11 protein-coding genes and 1 pseudogene are annotated in these 18,240 nt (G+C 51.6%); 10 read left to right on the top strand and 2 right to left on the bottom strand.

All coding sequences use genetic code 11. The features are described 5' to 3' along the window. The 4 genes and pseudogenes from TX85_RS27545 to TX85_RS10085 form a co-directional block, all read left to right on the top strand. Positions 1–346, top strand: a pseudogene (locus TX85_RS27545) (tryptophan synthase subunit beta); the annotation flags it as partial. 23 nt (positions 347–369) lie between these two features. After that, entirely contained in the window at positions 370–1,170 is an 801-nt protein-coding gene (gene trpA, locus TX85_RS10095) for a tryptophan synthase subunit alpha (RefSeq protein WP_044479962.1), read from the top strand. A gap of 35 nt (positions 1,171–1,205) precedes the next feature. Continuing rightward, entirely contained in the window at positions 1,206–2,288 is a 1,083-nt protein-coding gene (gene hisC, locus TX85_RS10090) for a histidinol-phosphate transaminase (RefSeq protein WP_044479006.1), read from the top strand. Positions 2,289–2,349: 61 nt separating this feature from the next. Next, on the top strand, positions 2,350–3,444 hold the full coding sequence (locus TX85_RS10085; protein WP_044479005.1) for a prephenate dehydrogenase: 1,095 nt from the start codon (positions 2,350–2,352) through the stop codon (positions 3,442–3,444). A gap of 616 nt (positions 3,445–4,060) precedes the next feature. Here the strand turns inward: TX85_RS10085 and TX85_RS10080 are convergent. Both TX85_RS10080 and TX85_RS10075 read right to left on the bottom strand, forming a co-directional pair. Then, on the bottom strand, positions 4,061–5,125 hold the full coding sequence (locus TX85_RS10080) for a GNAT family N-acetyltransferase (protein WP_044479004.1): 1,065 nt from the start codon (positions 5,123–5,125) through the stop codon (positions 4,061–4,063). A gap of 445 nt (positions 5,126–5,570) precedes the next feature. After that, positions 5,571–7,481 carry a GxGYxYP domain-containing protein gene (locus tag TX85_RS10075; RefSeq protein WP_233500679.1) on the bottom strand — a complete coding sequence of 637 codons (1,911 nt, stop codon included), beginning with the start codon at positions 7,479–7,481 and terminating at the stop codon, positions 5,571–5,573. Positions 7,482–7,868: 387 nt separating this feature from the next. Here TX85_RS10075 and TX85_RS10070 point away from each other — a divergent pair, with 387 nt between their 5' ends. From TX85_RS10070 to TX85_RS10045, 6 genes are all read left to right on the top strand, one after another. Then, complete coding sequence (locus tag TX85_RS10070; protein WP_044479003.1) at positions 7,869–9,101, top strand: GntR family transcriptional regulator; 1,233 nt, start codon at positions 7,869–7,871, stop codon at positions 9,099–9,101. A gap of 220 nt (positions 9,102–9,321) precedes the next feature. Continuing rightward, positions 9,322–10,308, top strand: a complete 987-nt coding sequence (locus TX85_RS10065) for a carbohydrate ABC transporter permease (protein ID WP_044479001.1) — start codon at positions 9,322–9,324, stop codon at positions 10,306–10,308. Next, a complete protein-coding gene (locus TX85_RS10060) occupies positions 10,292–11,215 on the top strand; it encodes a carbohydrate ABC transporter permease (RefSeq protein ID WP_044479000.1) in 924 nt (307 codons plus the stop codon). The genes TX85_RS10065 and TX85_RS10060 overlap by 17 nt, the downstream gene beginning before the upstream one ends. 245 nt (positions 11,216–11,460) lie before the next feature. After that, on the top strand, positions 11,461–12,921 hold the full coding sequence (locus tag TX85_RS10055; RefSeq protein ID WP_044478999.1) for an extracellular solute-binding protein: 1,461 nt from the start codon (positions 11,461–11,463) through the stop codon (positions 12,919–12,921). Between the two features lie 48 nt (positions 12,922–12,969). Continuing rightward, positions 12,970–15,963 carry an alpha-mannosidase gene (locus tag TX85_RS10050; RefSeq protein WP_233500678.1) on the top strand — a complete coding sequence of 998 codons (2,994 nt, stop codon included), beginning with the start codon at positions 12,970–12,972 and terminating at the stop codon, positions 15,961–15,963. 18 nt (positions 15,964–15,981) lie between these two features. Continuing rightward, the gene (locus TX85_RS10045) at positions 15,982–18,192 is read left to right on the top strand and encodes a hypothetical protein (RefSeq protein WP_044478996.1); all 2,211 of its coding nucleotides are present in this window, start codon (positions 15,982–15,984) and stop codon (positions 18,190–18,192) included. The last annotated feature ends 48 nt before the right edge of the window (positions 18,193–18,240 follow it).

The raw sequence follows: 18,240 nt of genomic DNA, 5'->3' as shown, positions 1-18,240 counted from the left end.
CATGAGCTACCTGCTTCAGGATGCTTACGGGCAGGTCTTGCCGGCGCATTCGATCTCGGCCGGACTGGACTATCCGGGGATTGGCCCCGAGCACTCCTACCTGAAGGATATCCAGCGGGCCGAATATTACCCGATCACCGACCAGGAGGCCCTTGAAGCGCTGCAATTGCTCAGCCGGCTGGAAGGCATCATTCCGGCACTAGAGTCGGCGCATGCGGTGGCACAGGTTGCCAAGCTGGCTCCGAAGATGAAGCAGGATGAGATCCTCGTCATCTGCTTGTCCGGACGCGGGGATAAGGACGTTGAATCCATTATGGCCTATACCGAAGGGGGTGCAGAGCTGTGAAGGAAGCCGTCAGCAACAATTTGATGGAGCAGACGTTCCGCCGTCTGCGTGAAGCCGGAGAGACAGCACTGATGCCGTTTATTACGGTCGGTGATCCGGACCCCGATACTACTGTCGACATTCTGCTTCAGCTGGAGCAGGCCGGGGCAGATATCGTAGAGCTTGGCGTGCCTTATTCTGACCCGCTGGCTGACGGACCGGTTATTCAGCGGGCATCCGAGCGTGCGCTGGTGCATGGGATTACGATCGAGACATGTCTGGAGACGGCGAAAAAAGCGCGAAATCGTGGCGTAACCATGCCGTTTGTCCTGTTTACCTATTATAATCCCATGCTGCAGATGGGATTGGAGCAGTTCTTCACTTTACTTCGTCAAGCGGATATCAGCGGGCTGATCGTTCCGGATTTGCCGTTCGAGGAATCGGAAGAGGTGCTGCGCCTTGGGGATGAGCATGGTATCCTGCTTGTTCCGCTCGTCGCTCCAACCTCAAGCGAACGAATTTCGCTGATTTTGTCCCGGGCCAGAGGATTCGTGTATTGCGTATCTTCTTTGGGCGTAACGGGAGAACGGAGCGATTTTCACAAGGGTGTCGATGACTTCATTGCCTCGGTTAAAGCAGGAACGGATCTTCCGGTTGCCGTAGGCTTCGGTATTTCTAACGGAGAGCAGGTCCAGCGGTTTGCAAAGATTTGTGACGGCACCGTAGTGGGCAGCGCTATCGTCAGAAAGATCGAGGAAAGTCTGCGGCTCTTGAAAAGTAAGGAGCAGCGGGAGCAGGGGCTGTTGCAAATTCGAGACTTTGTGGCACAATTAAAGATACGGTAAGTTGAAAGTTTAAAGAGATAGAGGAGGGACCCGTCTTGTTGCCAAAACCCCATATTGTTAATCTGCCCGTCTATCAGCCGGGCAAGCCCATTGAAGATGTCAAGCGTGAGCTGGGATTGACCGAGGTGATCAAGCTGGCCTCAAATGAGAATCCGTTTGGTTGTTCTCCGCGAGTTCAAGCCGTATTGAAAGAGGAAATTGCGAACATCAGCCTTTATCCTGACGGCAGTGCGGTTGAATTGGCAGGTGCGCTGGCGGAGTACCATCACGTGAATTCCGACCAGATTATTTTCGGCTGCGGCTCGGATGAGATTATCGCATTGATTGCCCGTGCATTCTTCCTTCCAGGGGATGAGAGTGTCATGGCGGATCAAACCTTCTCGGTGTATAAGAGCAACGCGGACATCGAAGGGGCCAAGAGCATTGAAGTTCCGTTGAAGGACGGAGTTCATGATCTCGAGGGGATGCTTCAGGCGATTGGACCTAAGACTAAAATCGTCTGGATATGTAATCCCAACAATCCGACGGGAACCATTGTACCGGATAGCGAGCTCACCTCGTTCCTTGACCGGGTTCCGGAGCAGGTGCTGGTCGTGCTTGATGAGGCTTATGCCGAATATGTGGCTGATCCTACATACTCTGACGGGATATCCTTGCTGGAAAAATATCCGAACCTGATTGTTCTGCGCACCTTCTCGAAGATTTACGGGCTGGCATCGCTGCGGATCGGGTATGGCGTAGGACAACCGGGTGTGATCAAGCTGATCAATCAGGTTCGTGAACCGTTCAACACGTCCCGCTTTGCCCAGGCAGCAGCGAAGGCATCCCTTGCTGACCTTGAATTCGTTGCAACCTGCAAGGCCAGAAATCGGGAAGGAATCCGGTATCTGAATGAGCAGTTTGACCGTCTGGGTCTGGAGTATTTCCCGGCGCACGGCAACTTTATAATGGTTAACGTAAAGACGAAAGCCACCGAAATGTTCCAGTCCTTGCTTCGTCTTGGCATCATCGTGCGGGCCGGGTTCCCGGTGTATCCGAACCATATCCGTGTGACTGTGGGATCGGCGGAACAGAATGCCAAGTTCATCTCAGCCCTGGAGCAGGTGCTCTTGAAATAAAAGACCCGAGCATGTCCTTCTGATGGATTCATAACCTAATTGTAGAAAACGAGTGAACAAGATGACGATAAAAGTTGCTATTTTTGGCGTAGGACTGATTGGAGGCTCACTGGGCCTGTGCCTGAAAGGGAAGCCTGGAATCACGGTTGTGGGACATAGCCATCGTCCCGGCTCCCTCAACCGGATGATTGAGCGGGGCGTTGTGGACGCTGCGACAGCTTCGATGGAGGAAGCGGCTGCAGATGCGGATTTTATTTTCCTGTGCGTTCCTGTAGGCAACCTGGAGGAGTATTTGCGCAGGCTGAATGAGCTGCCGTTAAAGCCGGGCTGCATCATTACGGATGTGGGAAGCACGAAAGCTTCCATTTCGGCTTGTGCGGAAACCTGCTCCAGACCGGGGGTGCATTTTATCGGCGGACATCCTATGGCGGGCTCTGAGCGCTCCGGAGTGGAGGCAGCCTCGACCTTGCTGTTTGAAAATGCCTTTTATGTTCTAACGCCTTCTGCTGGCGTGCCGGAGGAAGCCTATCTGCGGCTGGAGCAGCTGCTGGGTTATACCCGGGCACAAATTGTGCGGGTAGACCCGGTGCTGCATGATGAGATTGTCGGAGCGATCAGTCATTTGCCGCATATTATTGCTGTCGCCCTTGTCAATCAGGTATGTGATTACGATAAGGATAACGGACTGCACCGGATGCTGGCTGCCGGAGGCTTCCGCGATATTACGCGAATCGCGTCCAGCGATCCGATTATTTGGCGTGATATTTTGCTGAGCAACCGCAATGTGCTGCTCTCCCTCTTGCAGGATTGGAACCGGGAAATTGACGGCTTCATCCATATGCTGGAGGAACGCGACGGCGAGAGGATTGAACAAGCCTTCCAAAAGGCGAATCAGTTCCGGGGAGAGCTTCCTGAACGCCGGAAGGGTGCAATCACCTCGTTGTATGATATTTACATCGATGTGCCGGACCACCCGGGAATCATCGGTCAAATTGCTACAGAGCTCGGCGTCCAGCATATCAACCTCAGTAATATGCAGATTATTGAGAGCCGGGAAGATGTGCCTGGCGTGCTGCGCCTGTCCTTCCGTCAGGAGAACGAGATGGAGCGGGCCAAGCAGCATCTTCATGCGCAAGGCTATGCCGTATATTTATAATGGCTAAGCTGGAGGCGGTGTGTGAAGCCATGATGTAGTTTTAGTTCAACTTATATAGTTGAAAGTTGGGAGGAACAGCACATTTTGATGAGCGAGTTCCTTCTTTTCGATTAAAAAATGAAAACGCTTAAAAAAGTGGTTGACAGAATGAAAACGTATACATATAATAAAAGTACAGTATGGTTTCTCTCCACTCCTATCCAATATCTGTTGCTCTAAAATGGGCAAGAACCGCTTCGGTTGAGAAGCGGTTTTTTTTTTTGCGGATTTAGCCAGTTGAGCTCGCGCAGCGTATGAAACAGAAAACCACCCGCTATGCGGGTGGAGGGAACAAAGGCCGAACCAACAGGATCATTACTCCAGTTTTTATATTCAATTTATGGTGGCGGTTTAATGGTAAAAGGTACACCTAATTTCTGAACTTTGGCTCTGCATTTAAAAATAGCTGTATAGGGTGCAGTTAGATTCGCAAAAACGCAGCCATTCTGAAAAAAGACAGACTTTTAGTTGTACGTGGTACACTTAAGATTATGAAATTTGGAAATGTCAAGATTTTAGTTGCACTTTATACAATTCATCGACAAGGTGATCCAGCGATCAGCCTAGCGTCTTTAGGTTAAATGAAGAATAATCCGTACATATAAGGCAGTGGAACAAGGGGCAAACTGGAGCGGTCTTCCTTGCGATAAGGACTTTGCGGATCAAACAGGCAGGAGCATAGCTCTTCCGCCGTCAAATCAGTTCGTCCATCATGCCCTAACTGCCGCAGGAGCTCCGGGCCGTCTACGATCATGACAGTTCCCGCATTACGTTCGGCAACGGGCTGGGAAGAGTAGCTTTGCAGTAAGGAAGACAATGCCTGATCCTGCCAAGGAAGTGTGATCGTCAATCCGTCTAGTTGTTGGGAAGACAGGACGTTATGAAGGATTGCGATTATGCTCTCCGGATCACCGGCCCATTCCAGCAGCCTGCCCTTGCTTTCCTGTTCCGCATTTGCGCTTGACGTGTCCGTGGAAGGGATGCTGAACATGGCAATCCCGACGATCTCACCCGAAGATGAAGCGGCTGTCCGGAAGCAGGGAACTTGATCGCTGACAGCGGCATAAGGAGCGGCATCCACATATTGCTCCAGCTCAGCGACGCTCCAGCCTAATGCAGCAGGCTTCTGTTCAAGTAAGCGATGCAGCGTGAAAATATCAGAGGCTGTAAAATCAGAGATGATATAGGGCGATTCCTTCTGTGAATCTTGCGGGATAAGACTCCCGGCGTGTAGCTCAAACCGCAGCGATTGTCCGAAATAAGCAGCCCCGTTGCGAGTATAGAGAGAGCGGTCACCGGATATGAACAATAGAGGAGCACCGGAAATCCTCGCATAGGCTTGGCATTGCTCCAGCAGTTTACTGGCCAGACCAGCTCCGCGGAATTCGGGATCTGTGCATACCGAGCCGATCGCAAAGGCGTTCACCACGCCGGCTTCAGTACGAATTTGTAATGGGGCCATCCCCATAAATGCTCTTAGCTTGCCTCGGTCATCAAAAGCGCCGAAGGAATGAACTATACCGGGCTGGAATAGTGCCGGAAAGGCGGATCCCATAATCGGGGAACGGTTGCTTCGAAATATTTTGTTAGCCAGCTCGGCCGCTTGGGACAGTTCGTGCTTGCGTACTTTTCTAATCTGCATAACTGCTCATCCTTTTAAAGTTGAAGTTGATAGGTTCACTCGCTATCTTAACAAACCTCTACCCAAAATAACAGAAGTAGCGAGGTGAGGCAGAAAAAACCCGGAAATCATCAGTGAGACTGTGATTTCCGGGCTATATAGTTGAACTATATAAGCTTGAACTAGAAAAATGCACAGAAAGGGCATAAGTGTGAAGTGTTAAAAGCTTTCTGTAAGAAAGCTGCTTCGAAAGCATAAAGCGTAAGCGTTCGCCTTTGTGAGTGGATTTCTACCTTATAATAACTTAGTTCAATTAGGGAAATCCGCGAACAACAGGGATCGTAAGCACACTTCACACGTTGCCTCCAGTGTACAATCTTTAGTTCAACTTATATAGATCAGATACGTTTGAAAAGACGAAAGTCTGAAGGTTGAATGCAGCTAAATCATGAAGTCTAAATCCAGCTTAGGGTTTGACAGAGAGACCGTATGCTTCACGAATGAGTGAAAAGTAGTGATCTCCGCGCACCGCTTCGAACTCAGGCCCAAGTGCCTCTGTGATCTCTGCAACATCCGAAGGAGTCAAGCTCCAGGCCAGCAGACCGATCGACACAAATAACGGCGACTTTCCGTCCCAATCCGCTTTTGCCCGCTCCAGAATCTGCACACCCTCTTGAACGGTGCTGATGCCCTGAATTGTCGATACCGGCAGCGAGTTATCGAGAATTTCCACGCCAAAGCGGTCCTCCCAGCTCAGGAATAAGCCCGGTGCTTTGTAATAGCGCTCATAGGCTTTGGCATAAGAGGAGCCCAGAGGGACGTTCTGACCGTCGATCCGATTCAACGCATAAGTCAGCTCCATACCGGATTTTTGCATATATTTATAGGATTGCTTTAAATAATCGGCAAACGTCGATTCCGGCCAGGCAGCGGGATAGAAGTACCCGGCTCCGGATGGACCGGCAATGATCAGGTCGTTCGCGCTTGCTGTCTGACGGTAGTAGTTCAGGATGGCCGGAGCGGCATCGTATAACAGCGGGCTTGAGGTCCAGTTGATCGGAACCTCTCCCCGTGCTGGATCATCCCACAGAATACGCATGCGGTGCTGGTTGTATTGGAAGTTATCGCCTTCGCTGAAGGTATATGTCACATAAATCTTGTTGTTCAACTTAGGCTGAGGGGATGATTTGGCCCGTGAAGGCTGTATTTTGGTGCCGGAGAACACGGTCAAATTGCTGAACCAGTCGGCTGCCAGCACATATACGCTGTGATTGGAGGCCACCTCTACAGAGCTGAATTCGCCCTCCACATCATTGCTGAACCAGCCCAGATAAGGTGTTCCAGGTTTAACGTCCGACATTATTTTTTCAAACAAGGCTCTTTGCTTTGGATCATTCACCTCGAGCCAGAACACCATTGCTTTATTGGCTACTGCATAATCTCTGAGATAGCCGTAAGGCTCCTTCTGCTCGGAGGAGAGGGGCTGAATATTCCCTGCAGAAACCTTATACTGGTTCCACATATACACCGTAGCGGTCAACTCACGGGTGCCGGCAGGAGGCGTGAATTTGTAGACGAAATAGCGCCCGTTATCGGCAAATCGATGCCCGCCGTCGCCAGCGGAGACTTGAGAGTCCTGACGGTCGTATAAGAAGGCTTCTTCTTCCGGCGTACCGGGAATGAATTGAGCAATCGTCTTGCCGTCCGCTTTAATGATCACTTCATGAACCGCCGAGCCCCATCCGTCCTGGGTGAATGCATCATCAAAGCGCAAATACACGGCCTCTTTACCCAGAAATGAGGTCAAGTCCAGATCATAAGCAGCCTTATTGCTGGCATCGCGAATCGGATCGGTTTCTTGTGCGATAGTCACAAAGGATTCAGGCAGTCCCGCCGGGATCTTGATCGATACGTTGGGACTGAGGCCAACGAGTATCCGGTGCGTGGTTTTGTCCCAAAGCTGCTCGTATTGCCATGTATACGCGTCCAGCCGATCCTTGAATTTGCCGCGCAAATCCTGAACAATCTTCAGCTTGTAGGGGGCGGCTTGCAGCTTAACGGCCAGCTCGGGACTAACCACGACAGCATCCTTAAGTCCGGCCAAAGTTGTAGCTACGTTGATGGAATCGGGGACTTCCGGATCATAGATAATCAGGCCTTTAAGTTCGTTCTTGTATTTCTTCACAATGGTCCAGACATCGTCGTGCAGAACATAAGGAACACGAAGATCCTTCAGCCAGGTTAATTTTCCCTCTTCTTCATTTTCCAGCAGATAGATTCTCGGTTCAGCGCGGTTTACAATGCCCTGGAGCGTAGCCAGCAGCAGCCGGGTATCTCCGGGGGCGTCCAGCACGTTGGCAACATCCAGATGCTTCACGCTTGCAAAGCTGGGAAGTGCTTGCGATGCAGGCCAGCTAATTTGATTTTTTTGTGTAGAACCTGTAGAGGAATGTGCAGATGCTGAGGCGGTGCCAAAGACTAAGGACAGTGTACAACATACAACGAAACATCTGATCGCGAATGTTCGAATCAAGTTCGTTCACCTCATATCCTCGAATTGGGGGTCATCGTCTGGAGTCGCAGGCCCGGCATGAATTCCCTCCTTTCTGACCCTATATTTTAGGTTTAACGACAACACCTAAACAATATGTTAAATATATCCAATGTGGTTTGTCAATAATTTAAACAATATTTCAGAAGATTGACTAAATGACATAAATGATATAACGTAAATATGTAATAGAGAAATAGTAAGGAGAGTCCTATGCAAAATGAACGTAAACCGTTATATATGCAGATTCAACAGTACTTTAAGGATTTGATCTTGTCCGGCAAGCTGCGGGAGGCAGACAAGATCCCTTCGGAAAAAGAATTGATGGAGCAGTTCGACGTTAGCCGGATTACAGTGGCGAATGCGCTCATCCAGCTTGCGAAGGAAGGGTGGATTTATCGTATTCCCGGCAGAGGAAGCTTTGTCAGCGAACAAATCGGCGATTTACTGTCACATCAACATCAGCAGGAGAGTGCGGCGCGACTGCTTCCGGAAGGGAGCGGCATCAGCTTTCCGCAGGCGGGAGCAGGCCACGTAGCTCATGGAGATCGATCCCTGGTGATGCCGGGGCAGAATGAGGTGCCTCCAGGCTCCATGACGATCGGATTGGTCATGCCGCTTCTGGTCGATTACTTTGCCATCCGGCTGCTGCAAGGGATCAACAGTGTGATCGAGAATAGTCCCTATAACCTGCAAATTGTCCTGACCTATAATTCAATTGACCGTGAAAAGGCGGCGATTCAGGATCTAATCCGCAAGGGGGCTGCTGGACTGATCATTTTCCCTTCCGATGCTGAAATGTACAACGAGGATATTCTGTCGCTTAAAATGCAGGGCTTCCCGTTTGTCCTGATCGACCGGTATTTACCCGGCGTAGCCACCAATGTGGCACGCAGCGACGGGATGGTCGGCGGTCAGCTTGCCGTGGATTACCTTTGGGGATTAGGACACCGCGATATTGCGATCTGCTCGGATTCTCCCTTGCCGACGATTACCGTGGAGGATCGGATCAACGGATACATGGAGGCCATGAAGCAAAAAGAGGCGATGATTAATCCGGCGCTGATCCTGACTGACTTTGCCGTGGATTACAGTGAAATTGATAAGAAACACCCGCTTTACCGGTTCATTAAAAATCAAATTGCCACCGCCTATATTACGCTGAATGGCCGGCTGGGCTTGCATATATACTCCATCTGCAAGGAGCTGGGACTCAGGGTGCCTGAGGACGTCTCGATCCTGACGTTTGACGATCCCTCCCCGGGGCTGCATGAATGGGGCTACTTCTCCCATATTTCACAGTCGGAAATGGAAATGGGGGAAGCGGCGACGCAAATTTTAATCGATATGCTGGAGAACGGGAATTCCAGGGAGCAGGGCTACACCAAAGTGATCCTGGAGCCAAAGCTCATTGAGAGCCAATCCACAGGACCCTTGCGCAGATAGAGCGCAGCATGGAAATGGAACAAATGGGAATGAAACAATCAGAATAAGGATGACACTTGACCTTTGCGTCAGGTGTCTTTTTTTGGAGTAAATTAGCAATAAATGATATATCTAATATCTTGACATAAATGACATACTGAAATATATTTAATAATACAATTCGAATTGTATTCCGCAACATGTTTTTGCAGGGCAGAAATCACTAGGAGGTCGCTTGGCTATGGAAAAAACGGCAGAACAGGAGGGAAGGGTTTCTTTCAGCCGGCGCATGGGCGGACATAAGGATGCCATTATCGCCGCCGTCATTCTGATACCGATGTTTTCATTTTGGCTCGTCGTATCGGGGTTCCCAACGTTGTTCGGTTTCGCACTCGGATTTTTTGAGTGGGTCGGATTGGCGGATACGCCGAATTTTATCTGGTTCGACAACTTCGTCAGCTTTTTTAATAATCCGGTCTACACAGACGCATTGTGGCGATCGATATGGCTGGGCGGACTCGTTACAGCGATTACGCTTGGTGCGGGATTCGGGGCCGCGTTACTGATGAACATGCCTCTCTTCGGCAAAGGATTCTACCGCTCGATCTGGTATATCCCGGCTGTCACAGCAACGGTAGCCACAACACAGGTGTTTAACATTTTTCTCGATTCGAATAACGGAGTGATCAATAACATTCTCAAGGCCTTGGGCAAGGACCCGATTGTATGGCAGTATTCCGTAGGCTGGGGCATTTTCTGGATCGTAGTCTATTCGGTCTGGAAGGGTGTCGGGGGGGCGGCGCTAATCTGGCTGGCCGGACTGCAGTCCGTGGATGCGTCATTATACGAGGCGGCGGAAATGGATGGAGCAGGTCGGTTCAGCAAGCTCCTCTACGTAACCATGCCCGGTCTAAAGCCGATTGCGACCTATATTGTAATCACGAACCTGATCGGAGCTATTCAGATTTACGAGCAGGTACTGTTCATTACAAACGGCGGACCTTACGGGCAAACGGAGGTGCTTGTCTTCCGGATTTACCGGGACGGCTTCTGGGATTTCAATCTCGGGATGGCCGGAGCTTCTTCGCTCATCATGGCGATCATCGTCATCACAGCTACGGTGCTGTACTATAATTGGTCAACCAAATCCGACAAGCAGACAACGATTCCGATCAAGCCTGTGAACCGGAGCACGAAGGGGGGAAGCAGCCATGTCCGGAACACGTAACACAAATTTCAAGAAGCAGTTTAAGCCAGCCTATTTTTTCGGTCATATCGTGTTGCTCGGCATTGGCCTGATTCTGCTCTATCCCCTGATCTTCATGGTGCTTGCCGGCTTTTTTACCAAGACAGAATTTACGGCAACCGTGTTGGGGATCTTCCCTATTCCCAAGCAGCCTACATTAGAGAACTTTAAAGCCTTGATTATTGGATCGACGGACTCCTCGGTAGCGATGTATTTCCGCAACTCCGTGATTAGGACGGCATACAACACCTTCTGGGCGATTCTGACTTCCTTTCTCGCAGGGTATGTATTCGCTCGTCTGAAATTCAAGGGGCGCGAGGTGCTGTTTCTGATTATGCTGGCCACGCAAATGATCCCGGGTACGCTGGCCATTATCCCGACTTATCTGGAGTTTGCCAGATTTCCGTTCGCGGGCGGGAATGATATTTTCACCGGCGGTACAGGGATACTCAATTCCTGGTGGGTGTATTTGATAGGCGGGCCGAGCATCAATATTATGGGCACGTTTTTAGTCAAGCAGTCGCTTGAAAAGGTACCGATTGAAATCGATGAAGCTGCAATTATGGATGGAACCGGAACGTTCCGGCTTATCTTCCAGATCCTGTTCCCGCTGCAGTTGCCGATTATGGCCTTTATTGCGATTACGACAGCGCTCGGGACCTGGAATGATTTCATCACACCGTTCTTCTACACAACCAATGATAATTTGCAAACGCTTCCGGCAGCGATCACCCGATTATCGTCGGTTGGCGCCAGTCCGGGTGCTGTAATCAATTATCCGATGATCATTACCTTAAGCCTTGGCATCACGATTCCAGCCTTGCTGATTTTTGCCTTCTTCCAAAAGTATATTGTACAGGGATTGGCGAATACCGGCATTAAGGGCTGAGCGACTATATAAGTTGAACTAGAAAAATACACAGAAAGGGCAAAAGTGTGAAGTGTGCTGAAGAAGCGTTAGCGTTCGCCTTTGTGAACGGATTTCTACGCTATGATGCCTTAGTCCAGTCAAAGAAATCCGTGAACAACAGCGATCGTAAGAACACTTCGCACGTTGCCTCCAGTGTACAATCTTAGTTCAACTTATATAGTTCGAACATGCATTATCTATAAATATGATGGAGGGGTTCAAGAATGGTATTGAGAAAAATGACACTCATCGCGCTCACGCTTATGCTTACGATTGGTCTGGCCGCTTGCGGCGGAGGCGGGAATGGCAGTGGAAGTGGAGGCAACCAGGCCGGCGGTCAATCCGGAACCGATAATTCGCAAGGAACTAACGAAGCCCCGGGAGGAGCAACGATTACCGTCCTCAATGAAGGTGCCGTCGGGGTTGGAGTCGGTGTGCTGAATGATTTGCTGGAGAAGAAGAAGCAGGCGTTAATCGCCGATGAAGCCATGAATCCTAGAGTCGTGGAAGAGGATTTTAGCTATACTCCTGGAGAGCCGCTAAAGGCCGGCGTCTTCCCTTACTTCTACCAAACCATCATGCTGGAGAAGATGGAAGCTCAGAATATTACGGTGAAAATGGAGGATTGGGGCTGGGGCGAGCAGTTGATCCAGAAGCAGACAGCTGGATTCCTGGCAAAGAATATTCCGGACATTATCGTAGGAGAGACACAAATGCCCGGCTTCGCCCAACAAGGCTTGCTGGAGCCCTTCCCTGATGATATGGCACAGGAAATTTGCAACAATATAGCGCCTGCAGCCTGGAAGCCGATGGAGTATGACGGGAAGATTTACGGCTTCGCCTCGCAGCCCGGGGTAAGCAGCTTGTTCTGGAATAAAAAGCTGGTAAAAGAAGCGGGCCTCGATCCTGAAAAGGCTCCTGCAACCTGGGATGAATTGCTGGAAAATGTACAGAAGGTAACGGAAGCAGGTAAAGGAAAATACTATGGCGGCGGCGTATATGCCGGTCCGAATGCGGGCGGTTATTTGCGATATGGTACGCTTCTGGTCATTAACGGCGGCGGGTTTGCTGATGATCAAGGTCAGCCGGTCTTTAACAGTGATGCGAACGTGGAAACGGTACAATTTTTGAAAGAGCTGAATGCGGCTCACCCGGCAGGATTGATGGCGAACACCAATGAAGGAACTTATTTCGATGCCTTCAAAAAAGAGCAGATCGCTTACCTGATTGACGGCCCATGGCGCGCCATTGAAAGCTCGCAGATCGGCATTGACTACGGCATGTCGCAAATTCCGTTAAGCTCTGACGGCAAGGCAGGGAATATTACGATCGGCGCGGCATTCCACTCGGTGCCTAAGGACGCGAAGAACAAGGAAGCAGCATTTGCCTATATCCGGGCAATGTACAGTGATGAGATTCAGCAATTGATCGCAGACACAGGGGTTCGTTCCCCGGTGCTGAAATCCATCGCGGAGACAGACGAATATCAGGCTGCTCATCCGGAAATGTATCAGCATTATCTGGCCATGGCAGGAAATGTGCAAGGCCTTCCTACCTTTGCGAAGGAAGATTCAAAGATCTGGCAAATGTTTGGCGATGCGGTCACAAAATCCTTGATGACGAATGGGGATATCAAGTCTATTCTGGACGATGCGCAGAAGAAGGCGGAAGCGATAACGAAGTAAACTACATTGAAAGAGTGATCCAGCATGCCTTTTGAAACAAATCCAATCATGACCCAAAAAGCAAAGGGACGTTTGTCCAAGCTGCAAAGCTGCATTTATGAGCCAGTCTCCTCTCTTGGAGTTACCGCTTGGGTAACCAAGGAGCCTGTAAAGTATGAGGACCGGATCACCGGAACCTCCATCAAGCTGAAGCCCGGTGATAAATGGGGGGATCTATGGGATTGTGCCTGGTTTCATTTCCAGGGAGAAGTCCCGGCCTCGGCTGCGGGAGCGAAGGTCGTCTTGTTGATTGATATCAATGGGGAGCTGTGTCTGGTGGACGAAGCCGGAACGCCGCGACAGGGGTTGACGAATGTAAGCTCTGAATTTGATTACAGCTTGGGCATGCCCGGCAAGCGCGTAGTGGATATCACCAACGAAGCCCGAGGCGGCGAAGTGATCGATTTGTGGGGAGATGCAGGCTGTAACGATCTGTTTGGTCATTATCGCAGCGGCACGTTGAAGGAAGCTTGCATTGCCATCTGCCATGAAGAGGCGAGACAGCTCTATTACGACCTGGAGGTGCTGATCGAGCTGTCAGAGCAGCTGCCTGATTCCAGTGCCAGAAAGGCGCGCGTGCTGCAGAGTGTCTATGAAGCGTCCAATCTGCTCGCCGAAATCAGTGAAGAAACCGTTCGGTTAGCCAGAGCCAGAGTTGCGCCGGAGTTAGCCAAGAAAGGCGGGGACCCGGTGGTTACCGTCAGTGCCGTCGGGCACGCGCATATTGACCTGGCCTGGCTCTGGCCGATCCGGGAGACGATCCGCAAGGGCGCCCGGACCTTCTCAACCGCGCTTCGGAATCTGGAGAAATATCCGGATTACGTGTTCGGGGCGAGCCAGCCTCAGCTATATGCCTGGATGAAGGAGCACCATCCTGAGCTGTATGCAGAGGTGAAGGAACGTGTCCGTGAAGGACGCTGGGAGGTCCAAGGTGCGATGTGGGTAGAGCCGGATACGAATATCTCCGGCGGCGAGGCGCTGATTCGGCAAATTTTATATGGAAAGAGATTCTTTCAGGAGGAATTCGGCCAGGACATGAAGGTGCTGTGGCTGCCTGACGTCTTCGGCTATACGGGGAGTCTGCCGCAGCTGCTCAAGAAGGCCGGCGTCGACTATATGATGACGCAGAAGCTGTCGTGGAGCGTCTATAATAAGCATCCGCATCACAGCTTCCTGTGGGAGGGCATTGACGGCACGAAGGTGCTGACGCACTTGCCGCCGGAGGATACGTACAACAGCCCGGCGGCTCCCCGCTCGCTTGCCAAGATCGAAGAGAGCTATCTGGATCGGGGCGTGTCGGAGCATGCGTTAATGCTGTTTGGTATCGGCGATGGCGGGGGCGGCCCGGGAGAGGAGCATCTGGAGCGCCTGTCCCGGGAGAAGAATCTGCTAGGCTTACTGCCGGTTGTTCAGGAGCCTGCCATTTCGTTCTTCCATCGGCTGGAGGAGGAGGCTTCACGCTTCCGGACCTACCGCGGCGAATTGTATCTGGAGAAGCATCAGGGAACCTTGACTACGCAGGCAAGGAACAAGTGGTATAACCGTAAGCTGGAGAAGGGCCTGCGGGAGCTGGAATTTGCGTTATCCTTGCTGTGGCTGCTAACGGGCGACGATCATGCTTATCCGGCCGAACGGCTTGAGGTGATCTGGAAAGAGGTTCTTCTGTACCAGTTCCATGACATTCTGCCCGGCTCTTCAATAACACGAGTATATGATGAATCTCTGGAGCGGTACGGCAAGCTGTTGAGTGAAGTACAGACGATGATTAACGAAGCCTACAAGCAGCTCGCGAGCCTGTCCGGAACACCGAAGGGAGAGTCTGTTCTGTTCAATTCACTGCCTTGGGACCGGTCGCAGTGGCTGGAGCGCGGAGGCAAATGGCATTACGTGCAGGTTCCGGCAATGGGCTGGAGCTCGCTTGCAGATGCTGAAGCGAAGCATCCGGATGAGCTGCTGGCCGCGGAAAGTTTCAAGCTGGAAAATGAACGGCTCAGAGTTCTCTTTGATAAGGATGGCAGCATCCTTTCATTGTTCGACAAGCGGGCTAATCGCGAGGTGTTGAAGCAGGGGGCGAAGGCCAATCTGTTCACGGTGTATCACGATGACGGCGATGCCTGGGACTTCCCGCGCGACTATCGGGAGATGATCGCCGGAACAATGAAGCTTGAAGGTGTAAAAGCAAGTCTTTCGGGACCTTATGCTGTCATTGACCAAGAATACCACTTCGGCAAATCCACGCTGAGACAGCGAATTTCCCTGGAGCAAGGCGGAGAACTGCTTCGGTTCGATACGGAGGCGGATTGGCACGAAGCCGGTAAAATGCTGCGCGTCGCTTTCCCGGTGAATGTGGCGGCAGATCTGGCAAACTGCGAGATTCAGTTCGGGGTGATGAAGCGGCCTACAACGCGCAACAATCAAATTGAGTTTGCCCGCGATGAAATTTGCGCCCATCATTACATCGACTTGTCTCAGCCGGACTACGGCGTGGCCTTGTTGAATGACAGTAAATACGGACACAGCGCCGAGAGCGGGGTACTGGATCTGAATCTGCTGCGCAGTCCTGCTTACCCTGATCCGAAGGCTGATGTGGCTGAGCATAAGTTCACATACGCGCTGTATCCGCATATAGGGGATTACATCGAAGCAGCTGTATACCGCAAGGGTTATGAGCTGAACATCCCCCTTCATGTCGCGGAGACATCGGCGGCGAGCCGGGGAGCAGATGCTATGAAGCTTCCGGAAAGCCTGGTGCACATCGACCATCCGAATGTCATGATCGAGGCTGTGAAAAAAGCCGAGGACAGCGATCATTTAATTCTGCGCCTGTATGAAACGGCAGGTGCGGGTGCCAAGGCCCGCTTATCCCTGCCCCTGGACTGTCAGACCATCGAGGAGACCGATTTGCTGGAGAATGCGACTGAATTACTGGTTGAACGAAAGAATGAGGCAAGCTTGTGTTTTACACCGTTTGAGATCAAGACCATCCGTATAAAGCTTGCCTAAGCGAGGGGGAGACGCATCGTGAGCGGAAGATCACGAGCAGAGGAGCGAACAGGCTTTCAAGAAGGGAGCAGCTTCGGTCCGGCATATGATCTGCAGGCCGATTTCGTAATGGTGTACGGCATCAATGATTCGATGCCGCGCAGAATTGCCGAATGGGCCGCGAAAGGATACCGGGTACACCTGATGACCGGCGTGTCCTGGGGCGGTTATCAGGATTACTTGAACGGTAAGGTAGACGGACGATCCCACTGGGATGAAGCACAGAAATATCACGACGGCGAGATGATTATCCACGGAACCTCAGCGGATATCCCCTATATGGTGCCGACGGTGAGTTACAGTGATTTCCTCGTGGAGCGGATTCGTCCTGCCGTGGATGCGGGCGTTGAAGCGATCCACCTGGAGGAGCCGGAGTTTTGGGTGGAGGGCGGCTACTCCGAAGCCTTCAAGCGGGAATGGCAAAATTATTATAATGAGCCGTGGATCCCGCCGCATGCCTCGGAGGATGCACAATATCGCGCCTCCAAGCTGAAGGCCTATCTGTATACCCGATGCCTGGATCGCATCTGCTCGGCACTGAAGGAATATTCGCTGGTTCGCTATCAGCGGCCGCTTCGCTTCTTCGTACCGACGCACAGCCTGATCAATTATACGCAGTGGAGGATTGTCAGCCCGGAATCGCGGCTGCTGGATTTGCCTTCGATTAACGGCTATATTGCCCAGATCTGGACGGGAACCTCACGTACGGCAAATGTGTATGAGGGGACACGTGCAGAAAGAACCTTCGAGACGGCATTTCTGGAATACGGCATAATGCAGGAGCTGGTGCGCGGCACTGATCGAAAGATGTGGTTCCTGCATGACCCGATCGAGGACGATCCCAAGCGGACATGGGCGGATTACCGGGCCAATTACATCAAGACACTGGCCGCTTCACTGCTTCACCCGGATGTTGCCCGCTTTGAGGTATCTCCTTGGCCAAGAAGGGTCTTTGAGGGGAGATATCCTGCGGAGCATGGAAATGGGAAAGAGGGGATCCCCTCCGATTATGCGAGCACTCTTCTGACCGTTATGCATTCATTAGGCAATATGGAGCAGGAGGATGTTCAGGTCTATGGGAATCCCGCGGTAACCGGAGTGCTGCTTGCCGATTCGGCGATGTTCCAGCGCAAGGTGATCGGAACGGAAACGGCCGGATTCATGATGAAGTATGACGGCACCAATGAGGTGGAGCTGACCGATGAGGCTGCTGTGGAATTGCTGAATCTGTCGGATTTCTATGGCTTAACGCTGCCCTTGGTGAAGCGTGGACTTCCGGTAAGGCCTGTCCAGTTGGACAATGTACGGCGGTTTCCCGGTTATCTGGACGGCTACCGGGTGCTTGTGCTCAGCTATGAGTTTATGAAGCCGGAATATCCGGATTTGCACACTGCGCTGGCTCAATGGGTACGGGAAGGCGGGGCGCTGATCTATGTCGGTGACGACAGCGATCCCTATCACCAAATCCGGGAATGGTGGAATCAAGGGAAGCGAAAGTACGCTACGCCGCGAGCCCATTTGTTTGAAAGCCTCGGCCTGGACCGTGCTGCTGTCTGTGAAGGGATATCCCGGGTGGGAAAGGGAACAGTCACCTTCTTGCGCATGCATCCCAAGCAGCTGGCACAAAGCCGTAGTGCCGCGGATATTTACCGGGCCAAGGTTCGCGAAGCCATGGCGGCGTTGAATGACGCCTCTGAGACCGGAGAAGCGGCCGAAGCCGGGAAGAGGGAAAGGCTGCATTGGGAGCCGCTTAATTATTACCGGATTCGCCGAGGACCTTATGTGGTGGCATCCGTGATGACGGAATCCGTCAACGATACACCGCTTATCCTGCAAGGGCGGTATGTGGATCTGCTGGAAAAGGGACTGCCTGTACGCGAGCAAATTACTGTATCGCCCGGGCAACAGGTCCTCCTTTATGATCTGGATTACAAGGAGCGGCAAGGCGGAAAGATTGTGGCAGCCTCGTCCCGTGTTGAGGATTACAATGAGAACGACCGGACGATTACATTTACCGCCAAAGGTCCCCGCCCACTTCAGGCTATTGTGCGGATACGCTGTGAGTCAAGGCCGGAAGCTGTCACTAACGGGACTGATCCGCTCCACTATGAGTATGATGCCGAATCACAAACATTGGTTATTTTTTATGAGCATGGAGAAGAGGGTACGAACATTACGATTATAAAATAAGTTTAGGGTCCGGCCTTTTGCCGGACCTATAACCTTGGAGGCCGATAA

This window comes from Paenibacillus antibioticophila (assembly GCF_000455265.1).
Lineage (GTDB): Bacteria > Bacillota > Bacilli > Paenibacillales > Paenibacillaceae > Fontibacillus > Fontibacillus antibioticophila.
This window is presented reverse-complemented; position numbering and strand designations above follow the sequence as displayed.

Bases quoted from the DNA above. Each gene is read 5' to 3' on its own strand.
- trpA (WP_044479962.1), top strand. From the start codon at position 370: ATGGAGCAGACGTTCCGCCGTCTGCGTGAAGCCGGAGAGACAGCACTG.
- TX85_RS10085 (WP_044479005.1), top strand. From the start codon at position 2,350: ATGACGATAAAAGTTGCTATTTTTGGCGTAGGACTGATTGGAGGCTCA.
- TX85_RS10080 (WP_044479004.1), bottom strand. From the start codon at position 5,125: ATGCAGATTAGAAAAGTACGCAAGCACGAACTGTCCCAAGCGGCCGAG.
- TX85_RS10070 (WP_044479003.1), top strand. From the start codon at position 7,869: ATGCAAAATGAACGTAAACCGTTATATATGCAGATTCAACAGTACTTT.
- TX85_RS10065 (WP_044479001.1), top strand. From the start codon at position 9,322: ATGGAAAAAACGGCAGAACAGGAGGGAAGGGTTTCTTTCAGCCGGCGC.
- TX85_RS10060 (WP_044479000.1), top strand. From the start codon at position 10,292: ATGTCCGGAACACGTAACACAAATTTCAAGAAGCAGTTTAAGCCAGCC.
- TX85_RS10055 (WP_044478999.1), top strand. From the start codon at position 11,461: ATGGTATTGAGAAAAATGACACTCATCGCGCTCACGCTTATGCTTACG.
- TX85_RS10050 (WP_233500678.1), top strand. From the start codon at position 12,970: ATGACCCAAAAAGCAAAGGGACGTTTGTCCAAGCTGCAAAGCTGCATT.